Below are 7,750 nucleotides of genomic sequence, written 5' to 3' on the forward strand. Positions count from 1 at the left end.
TCCGGTACCGCGCCACCGCGTACAGGGCCTCCGTGCCGGCCGGTTTCCGTACTCCACCGGACCGGTGACGGCCCCCTCGTCGAGGCGGATGCGGGCGACACCGGGAGCACCGGACGACCCGTACCGGCGGGGCATCCGTGCGGCCGCCGGAGGTCGCGAGCCCGCACGGCGAGTGATCCGCATGCAACGGGCACGGCGTGGTACCCGGTCGCCGCTCGGAAAGGAGGACATTATGGCGGTCTGCGAGGTATGCGGGAACGACTACGCCTTGTCCTTTCAGGTGCACACGGTCGGCGGCGCGGTGCACACGTTCGACAGCCTGGAATGCGCGGCCCACAAGCTGGCGCCGATCTGCGACAACTGCCAGTGCAAAGTCCTCGGGCACGGGCACCAGGCCGACGGGCAGTTCTTCTGCTGCGCCCACTGCGCCCGTGCGCGCGGTTACGAGGCCCTCACGGACAGCGCATAGCCGCGCACGTCCTTCCGGGTCCGGTCCCGGTCCCCGGCAGCCCGTACACACGGGCACCGGTCCGTTCCCCACCCGTGTGGGACCGCAGATCCTCCCGGCCAGGAAACCGGTGCACAGCGGGCACCAGGTCCTTTCGCGGGCGCTCGACCGCACTCCGGCTCCCCGGGAGGTCAAGGGAGCAGGGTGCGGGCGACGAAGACGCGGCAGGTCGGGCGGTGGTTGCCCGCACACGCCGGATGTTCCTCGACGGCCGTCCGGGCGCACGGGTGGCCGGACGGTCCGGGGCGGCTGCTGCCGTGCGGATCGGCTCACCCGGCCCTCTTGGCGTCGGCGTGTGCTCGCGGGACCGCCCGCACGCGTCACCGCCTCCTCGTAGAGGCGGTGACAGGCGGTATCCCGTCATCCCGACAGCCGCTTCAAAGCGGGTTCATGCAGATACGTGGCGTTTGCCCGGGTGCCTGTCACCGATCACGGCATTCGCCGACCGCTCGCGCGAAAGGCGACGTCCCAGTGAGCACACGAGGTGGCACGGCCCTGGTGACGGGAGCCTCCTCCGGCATCGGAGCGGCCTACGCCGGACGACTGGCCTCCCAGGGATGGGACACCGTTCTCGTGGCCAGAAGGGCGCAGCGGCTCGACGACCTCGCGCAGCGACTGCGCGAGACGGCGGGCACCATGGTGGAGACCCTCGTGGCCGACCTGTACGAGCCCGACGACCTGGTACGGGTGGCGCGGCGCGCGGCGGACGACGACGTCGGGTTCCTCCTCAACAACGCGGGGATCAACGGCTACGGCCCGTTCCCCGGTCTCGAACCGGAACTCATGGCAAGGGTTCTCGGCGTCAACGTCCTCGCCGTCACCGCACTCACGCGGGCCGCGGTCCCGGCCATGCTGGAACGCGGGCACGGCACCGTGGTCAACGTGGCCTCGCAGCTGGCCTTCGCGGGCGCGCTGCCGCCGCACCCGCTGCCCGAACGCGCCGTGTACGGCGGCACCAAGGGCTACGTGGTCACCTTCACCCGCACCCTCGCCGCCGAACTGGCCGGCACACCGCTGCGGATCCAGGTGCTGTGCCCGGGGCTGACCGCCACCGAGTTCCACCGGTCGCGTGGTGACAAGCCCGTCCCGGGACGGGACCGGTCCGTGCACGAGGACGGCGGCATGCCCGTGGACCAAGTCGTCGACGCGTCACTGGCCGCGCTGGGCACCGGCGAGGTGGTGTGTGTACCGGGACTCGAGGACCCGGCCCTGATCGACGGTCTGGCAGAGGCCGAACTGGCGATCCGCACGGCGGCCCGCCGGGGCGGGAGCTGACCCGGCCCGCCCGCACGGCGGACGACCGCCTCCCGGCGGTTCCGGGGCGGGACAGCCGGAACCGGTCAGGTGAGGAAGGAGGGGCGGCCGGACACGGCGGTGCGCGGCCGGTGCCCGGGACGGGGCCGACGGCTCGCCGGCGCGCGGCGGCTTCGGGGAACCGGCTGTCGTCAGGCGACAGCGCCACCCACGGACGGCTCCGGGAGGTGATGGCGGGGGTGTGCGGAGGAGCCGGCTCGGCTCCCGGATCCCTGCACTCGCGGGAGCGGGGTGGGTGCGTGCGCCGAGGGCCCGGCGCCCCCGCCGGGGCGCCGGCCGGCGGGGGGCAGGGCGCGACGAGTCGGCTGACCGGCGCCCGCAGGACGCGGAAGGCAGTGCGTTCGCCCGGCCGGCGCGGCAGCGGCTCAGGACGCCGTGCGACGCTTCTTCGGTGTGAAGGCGTACAGGTCCAGGATCTCCGGCCGGGGCGCGACGCCGGGGCCTCCGGCACGCACCCAGGCGGCGATGTCCTCGGTCGCGTCCGGGTCGTTGACCAGTCCCAGCCACACCGGCCGTCCGCCGGCGGCACGGCCCTCGGCGGAGGGCCGTACGACGATGACGTTGGCCTGGTCGCAGACGTCGAGGCAGTCGGAGACGCGTACCGGCGCCACCTCGCGCAGGCGCTCGGTCTGGGCCGTGTGGTCGACGCCGGTGACTTTGGGACTGCCGCAGCAGCAGTCCCGGCACACGACGATCCGGCACGGCACCGGACCGGCCGCCGTTTCCCCGATCGGGTCGTCGCTCGTCGCTCCGGCAGGCGTCGCGGGCATGGCGCGCCGCTCCTCTCTCCGGGGAGATCCGCCCCGGTGGTCCGTCGAGGAGGCGACCGCGTGAGTCTCCTGGCTCTCGGGTCGATGCTCGTCCCGGCCTTCCCGCCCGCTGGGGGCCGTGGCCGTGTCGGGATCCGCTCGCCGATCACAGTGGCGGGACCGCGCCGGATTCACACCGGCTTCCTCGTTCCGCCGTCGCCCTTGTCGCCGGCCATCCTCCCATCGCGGGCGCGCCGGCACCACGGTGCCCCCTGTCCTCACCCGGCCGTGAGCCAGCGGGGAGACCCAGGAGCGGGTTCCCCGCCGGGACCTGACCGTCGTCCCGTCTCCGGTGCCTGCGGGGCCGTCGCGGGCGGTTGCAGCAGGACGGCGCCCGGCCGCGGGTCTGCGTCAGGCGCTCGGTCGCGTCGTCCTGCGTGCCGTAGCCGGCCTCTCCCGCGGCTTGCCGGGAGCATCCCGGAACCGAATCGGGTACGGGGCGAGCAGCGGACCGGCCCGGGACGGCCTGCCCGGCGGTCCTCGGCCCGCGGATGCCCCGGCCGAGCCGCCCGCGAACGGGAACCGGGCCTTCTCTCCCCGCGTTGAGCAGTACACGAGGAGAGACAGGACGTCTCATGATGTACGGATCGCAGTACGGCCCCGGCCCTTCGTACGGCGCGTACGACGCCCCGCGCCCCGCGCCCCGGTCGCGCCGTGGGCGGGCCGGGAAGGCCGGTCTTGTGATGGCCGGCTGGGTAGCTCTGCTCTGGGTGCTCGAGGCCGTCGACGCGGTGAGCGGCCATGCCCTGGACACCTTCGGCGTCAGCCCGCGCCAGGTGGGCGAACTGCGGGACGTCGTGCCCGCCGCCTTCGTCCACTTCGGCTTCGACCACCTCGCCGCGAACAGCGTGCCGCTGCTGGTTCTCGGATTCCTCGCCGCGCTCTCCGGCATGCGCCGGTTCCTCGCCGTCGTCACGGTGATCGTCCTCGCCGGCGGCCTGGGATTGTGGCTGACGGCGCCCGCACACTCCACGACCGGGGGTGCGTCCGGTGTCGTCTTCGGGCTCTTCGGCTATCTGCTGGTGCGCGGCTTCGTGAATCGCCGCGCCGGCGACATCGTCGTGGGCGTTCTCGTCGCCGCGGTCTACGGGTCACTCCTGTGGGGCGTCCTGCCGACGGCTGCCGGGATCAGCTGGCAGGGGCACCTGTTCGGACTGCTGGGCGGGGTGACCGCGGCCTTCGTGTTCCGGCGGCCGCGCGACGACCGCGGGAACGACCGCGGCGGTGCGCGCGCCCCGGGGACCTGGCGAAACTGACCGGCGCGGGGAGGCTGCGGCGGACGCGACACGTGGGACGGCCTGTCCGTGCGCACAGTCGCCGGCGGTCGGTGGGTGCCTCCGGTCCGGCTTCCGGTTCGGCTGCCCGCGGGAGGTCCGTGCCGGAGTGCACGCCGTGGAGGCGGAGCGTCCACGGCGTGGGTGGCAGGGGATCAGCGGGTGGCCGACGGGGTGCGACGGGTGAGCAGGACGCCCAGGGCGATCATGCCGATGCCCAGGAAGAAGTGCAGCCAGTTGTCGGCCGTGTTGACCGGAACGAAGTTCGCCGCGCTGTCGTGGTCGATGATCAGCCCGTAGATCCACAGGATCAGGTAGATCACGCCACCGCCGATGAGGAACGTGCGGGCAGTGGAGGCCGCGCGGGCCATGGCGATTCCGGCGACGCCGAACAGCAGGTGGACGATGTTGTGCAGGATCGATACCTGGAAAATCCCCAGGAGCTTGGCCTCGGAGTGGTGCTCGGCGAACTTCATGGTGTCGTAGTCGGTCGTGACACCGGGGATGAACCCGAGAACGCCCACCAGGAGGAACACTGTTCCGACGGCGAGCGCGGCCTGCTGGACCCTGGTCCGGCCGGCCGTGGGGGTGGCGTGATGGGTGGACATGATCGTGATGCCTCTTCCGGCGGTACGGGCGGCCGGAGCCGCGCACGATGAATCCGTTGGTTACCTCTTTACCGCCAGCTCACCTCTTCTGCCACCGCTCAGCGCGCTGCCCGGTCCGAGGCCTCCCGACCGGTTCCCTCTCCCGGCGGGGGTGAGTCCGGGGTTCCGGCAGGGAGCAGCAGGCGCGCGGGGTCGTCCTTCTCCGTCCCCGTGCCGGCAGGAATCCGCTGCGGCGTCCTGGGCCGGCCGGGTGGTGAGGGCCACGCCGTTGCACGGCCGCCGCCCCGGGCCCCGCCACCCGGCGACGGACCGCGGCGCGAACGGCTCAGGACGAGGTGACGGCGGCACGGGCGAGGGCCGCCGTCTCCTGCGGCGTACCGTCGACCGGGATGGCCGAGCCCGCTTCGTCGTCGCCCAGTGGCTCGAAGTCGGCGAACTGCGTGCGGAGCAGGCCGGGCGGCATGAAGTGGCCCTGTCGCGCGGTGATCCGTGCGGCGATCAGCTCGGGCGAGCCGTCGAGGTGGAGGAAGAAGACGCTCGGTGCGGCGGAAACCAGCCGGGCACGGTAGCGGCGTTTGAGCGCCGAGCACGTCACCACGCCTCCGCCGGCCGCGTGGCCGGCCAGCCACCGTGCGATCTCCTCCAGCCAGGGGCGGCGGTCCTCGTCGTCGAGCGGGTGGCCCGCCCGCATCTTCGCCACGTTGGGCGCGGGGTGGAAGTCGTCCCCCTCGGCGTAGGGGACGCCGAGGTGCCGTGCCAGCAGTCGGCCCACTGTGGTCTTCCCGGAACCCGACACGCCCATGACGACGACCAGTGGAGCAGTGTGGTGAGACATCCGAAGCCTTCCTTCGTATCGTGTCGCCTACAGCTCGACGACCACTTTGACGTCGTCGGGTCGCGGCGTGAACGCCTCCTTCGCGCGCTCCAGCGGCACCCGCCGGGTGATCAGGCGCTCGAGCCATGACGTGTCGGCCCGTGCCAGCGCTTCGGCGGCCTGGCGGTAGTGGCGCAGGTTGGCGTTGACCGAGCCCACCACCGCGTCGTTCTGCAGCACGATCTCCCGGTTGAGGGCGCCCGCGTCCACGGTCGTCCTGCGGCCGGCGGGTGACACACCGGTCAGGCACACCACCCCGTAGGGTGCGGTGCCCGTCAGCGAGGCGAGGACGGGTTCGTTCGCGCCCGTGGCTTCGATGACGACGTCCGGGCGCACGGCGGAGATGACCCGCCCGGCGTCCTCCGCGTGGTAGACGGCGCCCAACTCCCGTACCAGAGCGGGCTTGACTCCTTCGGTCATCCGGTCGAGCACATGCACCTCCAGCCCGCGCTGTGCCCCCAGCAGGGCGGCGAGCAGTCCGATGGGCCCCGCTCCCGTGACCAGAGCGCGACGCGGCTCGAACCACGAACGGCCACCGACCCGCTCGACCTGCTCCCATGCCTTCGCCACCACGGTGGTCGGTTCCATGAGCACACCGACGCGCTCCAGACGCGACTCGAGCTTCACCGCGTAGCCGGCTTCCACGCACCACACCTGTGCGCCGTAACCGTCGATCTCCTTGATGCCGCGTTCGGTGTAGCGGCCGTTGCGGCACATGTCGAACTCCCCGCCGGCGCAGGCCCCGCACGGTTCGGGGTCCGGCCGGCGCACCACCCCGGCGACGAGGTCACCGGCCGAGAAGCCGCTGCCGGGCGGCGCCTGCCGCACCCGCCCGAGGGACTCGTGCCCCAGCACCAGCCACTCGCGGCCCGGCGGGGCCCAGCCGTACTCGTCCCGGGCGATCTCCCGGTCCGTTCCGCACACCCCCACCGCCAGTCCCCGCACCAGCAGTTCGCCGTCGGCGGGGACGGGGTCGGGCACCTCCCGCACCTCCAGGGAATCCTTCTCGCCGGGCCGCACGGTCAGTGCACGCATCGCCCACCTCGTCCTCTCGCCACGCGGCGCCCCATGCCGTGCGCGCCGCTGCTCGATGTCCGTCCCGGCTTTACGTGTGTCCCGCTCACGGCTTTTCAGCACCGGCCGGACGGGACGGGGGGAGACGTCCGTGCGCCGCCGTGCTGCTCACCGGAAGGGAGCGAGCCGCTCAGGACCGCCGGCGGAACGGTCCGAACGGGTGAGCGGCGCCGCCGCGCGGGCCCGTGCCCCGCGCGGAGAACCGCCGCCTCCTCGCGCCACGGCGTGGTGGCAGCCATGGCGAACGAGGGGATGGGCGCACGGCGGTGGTGGAACGCCTGCGGGCTTCGGCCCGGTCGGCGGGTCGGCTTGCGGCATCCCGTTTTCGCACACAGGCGCGACACCCGAACACAGGTACACAGGTACACAGCGCCCGCCGACGATGTGGACGTCGGAAGCGTGGTGCTCCGGACCGGCTCCCGGCGTCAGTCCGGGCCCGTCGTCGGGATCACCATCAGCCTGGTCACGGTGCCGTCGTCGCCGACCACGTCGCGCACGTGCCGGAAGCCCAGCCGCCGGCACATGGACAGGCTGGCGGTGTTGCCGGCGCCGACCATGCCGTAGGCCTCCTCGAGGCCCAGGTCGTCGGCCGCGTGGCGGAGCAGGCCGCGGACCGCTTCGGTGCCCAGGCCCCGGCCCCAGTACTCGGGGGCGAGGGCGGTGATCAGTTCGTGGCCGTCGACGTTGCCGGTCTTCTTCACCTCCGCGTGGCCGACGTGGACCTCCTCGGACCACAGTCCCCACACGTCGAACCTGCGCTGCGGGTAGACGTCGGTGAGGATGGCGCGGAACAGCGCGCGGAGGTCGGCCTCGGGCACGCGGTCCTGGCCCATCCAGCGGCAGACCTCCTCGTCGCGCAGCAGGGCCACGAAGACGTCCTCGTCCTCGGGGCGGTAGGGCCGGAACGTGAGTCGTTCGGTGTACAGGACCGGTGTCATGACGGCTCCTCGGGACGGAGGGACGGACGGACGGGCCGGGCGGGGCCGGGGTGCGGTCGCGGGCCGCACCCCGGCCCCGCCCGCGCGGCTGCGCGGGACGCGTCAGGCTCCGGCGTTCTCCATGCGCTCCCGCAGGCTGCGCGGGCGCATGTCCGTCCAGACCTCGTCGACGTAGGCGGAGCACTCCGCCTCCGTGCCCTCCTTGCCGACGGGCTGCCAGCCGGCGGGCACCTCGACGTCGACGGGCCACAGCGAGTACTGCTCCTCGTCGTTGCGCAGCACCTGGTAGCGGGTGTTCTCGTCCATGTGTCTCTCTCTCGCTCTCTCGGATCGCCGGATCGGGGGTGTGGC

9 protein-coding genes and 1 riboswitch are annotated in these 7,750 nt (G+C 73.1%); of the genes, 3 read left to right on the forward strand and 6 right to left on the reverse strand.

Going from position 1 to position 7,750, the window contains the following annotated elements; genetic code table 11:
• The first annotated feature begins 232 nt into the window (after nt 1–232).
• Together ACF07S_RS21315 and ACF07S_RS21320 are read left to right on the forward strand one after the other, a co-directional pair.
• Entirely contained in the window at nt 233–469 is a 237-nt protein-coding gene (locus ACF07S_RS21315) for a hypothetical protein (RefSeq protein ID WP_391963341.1), read from the forward strand.
• 510 nt (nt 470–979) lie between these two features.
• On the forward strand, nt 980–1,783 hold the full coding sequence (locus tag ACF07S_RS21320; protein ID WP_391974814.1) for an SDR family NAD(P)-dependent oxidoreductase: 804 nt from the start codon (nt 980–982) through the stop codon (nt 1,781–1,783).
• A gap of 404 nt (nt 1,784–2,187) precedes the next feature.
• Here ACF07S_RS21320 and ACF07S_RS21325 read toward each other — a convergent pair whose 3' ends face one another.
• A complete protein-coding gene (locus tag ACF07S_RS21325; protein ID WP_391974815.1) occupies nt 2,188–2,592 on the reverse strand; it encodes a (2Fe-2S) ferredoxin domain-containing protein in 405 nt (134 codons plus the stop codon).
• Nucleotides 2,593–2,654: 62 nt separating this feature from the next.
• Nucleotides 2,655–2,781: riboswitch (cobalamin riboswitch) on the reverse strand.
• Between the two features lie 533 nt (nt 2,782–3,314).
• Between ACF07S_RS21325 and ACF07S_RS21330 the strand changes: the two genes are divergently transcribed.
• Nucleotides 3,315–3,887, forward strand: a complete 573-nt coding sequence (locus tag ACF07S_RS21330) for a rhomboid family intramembrane serine protease (protein ID WP_391974893.1) — start codon at nt 3,315–3,317, stop codon at nt 3,885–3,887.
• Nucleotides 3,888–4,060: 173 nt separating this feature from the next.
• On the opposite strand, the gene ACF07S_RS21335 is transcribed toward ACF07S_RS21330, so the two are convergent.
• From ACF07S_RS21335 to ACF07S_RS21355, 5 genes are all read right to left on the reverse strand, one after another.
• Complete coding sequence (locus tag ACF07S_RS21335; protein ID WP_391963344.1) at nt 4,061–4,513, reverse strand: DUF4383 domain-containing protein; 453 nt, start codon at nt 4,511–4,513, stop codon at nt 4,061–4,063.
• A gap of 325 nt (nt 4,514–4,838) precedes the next feature.
• The gene (locus ACF07S_RS21340) at nt 4,839–5,348 is read right to left on the reverse strand and encodes a gluconokinase (RefSeq protein ID WP_391963345.1); all 510 of its coding nucleotides are present in this window, start codon (nt 5,346–5,348) and stop codon (nt 4,839–4,841) included.
• A gap of 27 nt (nt 5,349–5,375) precedes the next feature.
• Nucleotides 5,376–6,422: a glucose 1-dehydrogenase gene (locus ACF07S_RS21345; RefSeq protein ID WP_391974816.1), complete on the reverse strand. Its 1,047-nt coding sequence runs from the start codon at nt 6,420–6,422 to the stop codon at nt 5,376–5,378.
• A 464-nt stretch (nt 6,423–6,886) separates the two neighbouring features.
• Complete coding sequence (locus ACF07S_RS21350) at nt 6,887–7,399, reverse strand: GNAT family N-acetyltransferase (RefSeq protein ID WP_391963347.1); 513 nt, start codon at nt 7,397–7,399, stop codon at nt 6,887–6,889.
• A gap of 102 nt (nt 7,400–7,501) precedes the next feature.
• On the reverse strand, nt 7,502–7,705 hold the full coding sequence (locus tag ACF07S_RS21355; RefSeq protein WP_301971175.1) for an MbtH family NRPS accessory protein: 204 nt from the start codon (nt 7,703–7,705) through the stop codon (nt 7,502–7,504).
• Nucleotides 7,706–7,750: the final 45 nt, after the last annotated feature.

This window comes from Streptomyces sp. NPDC016640 (assembly GCF_043076215.1).
Taxonomy (GTDB): Bacteria; Actinomycetota; Actinomycetes; order Streptomycetales; family Streptomycetaceae; genus Streptomyces.

What these genes read in the sequence shown, in the direction of transcription:
- ACF07S_RS21315 (WP_391963341.1), top strand. Translation starts at nt 233, where the DNA reads ATGGCGGTCTGCGAGGTATGCGGGAACGACTACGCCTTGTCCTTTCAG.
- ACF07S_RS21325 (WP_391974815.1), bottom strand. Translation starts at nt 2,592, where the DNA reads ATGCCCGCGACGCCTGCCGGAGCGACGAGCGACGACCCGATCGGGGAA.
- ACF07S_RS21330 (WP_391974893.1), top strand. Translation starts at nt 3,315, where the DNA reads ATGGCCGGCTGGGTAGCTCTGCTCTGGGTGCTCGAGGCCGTCGACGCG.
- ACF07S_RS21335 (WP_391963344.1), bottom strand. Translation starts at nt 4,513, where the DNA reads ATGTCCACCCATCACGCCACCCCCACGGCCGGCCGGACCAGGGTCCAG.
- ACF07S_RS21340 (WP_391963345.1), bottom strand. Translation starts at nt 5,348, where the DNA reads ATGTCTCACCACACTGCTCCACTGGTCGTCGTCATGGGCGTGTCGGGT.
- ACF07S_RS21345 (WP_391974816.1), bottom strand. Translation starts at nt 6,422, where the DNA reads ATGCGTGCACTGACCGTGCGGCCCGGCGAGAAGGATTCCCTGGAGGTG.
- ACF07S_RS21350 (WP_391963347.1), bottom strand. Translation starts at nt 7,399, where the DNA reads ATGACACCGGTCCTGTACACCGAACGACTCACGTTCCGGCCCTACCGC.
- ACF07S_RS21355 (WP_301971175.1), bottom strand. Translation starts at nt 7,705, where the DNA reads ATGGACGAGAACACCCGCTACCAGGTGCTGCGCAACGACGAGGAGCAG.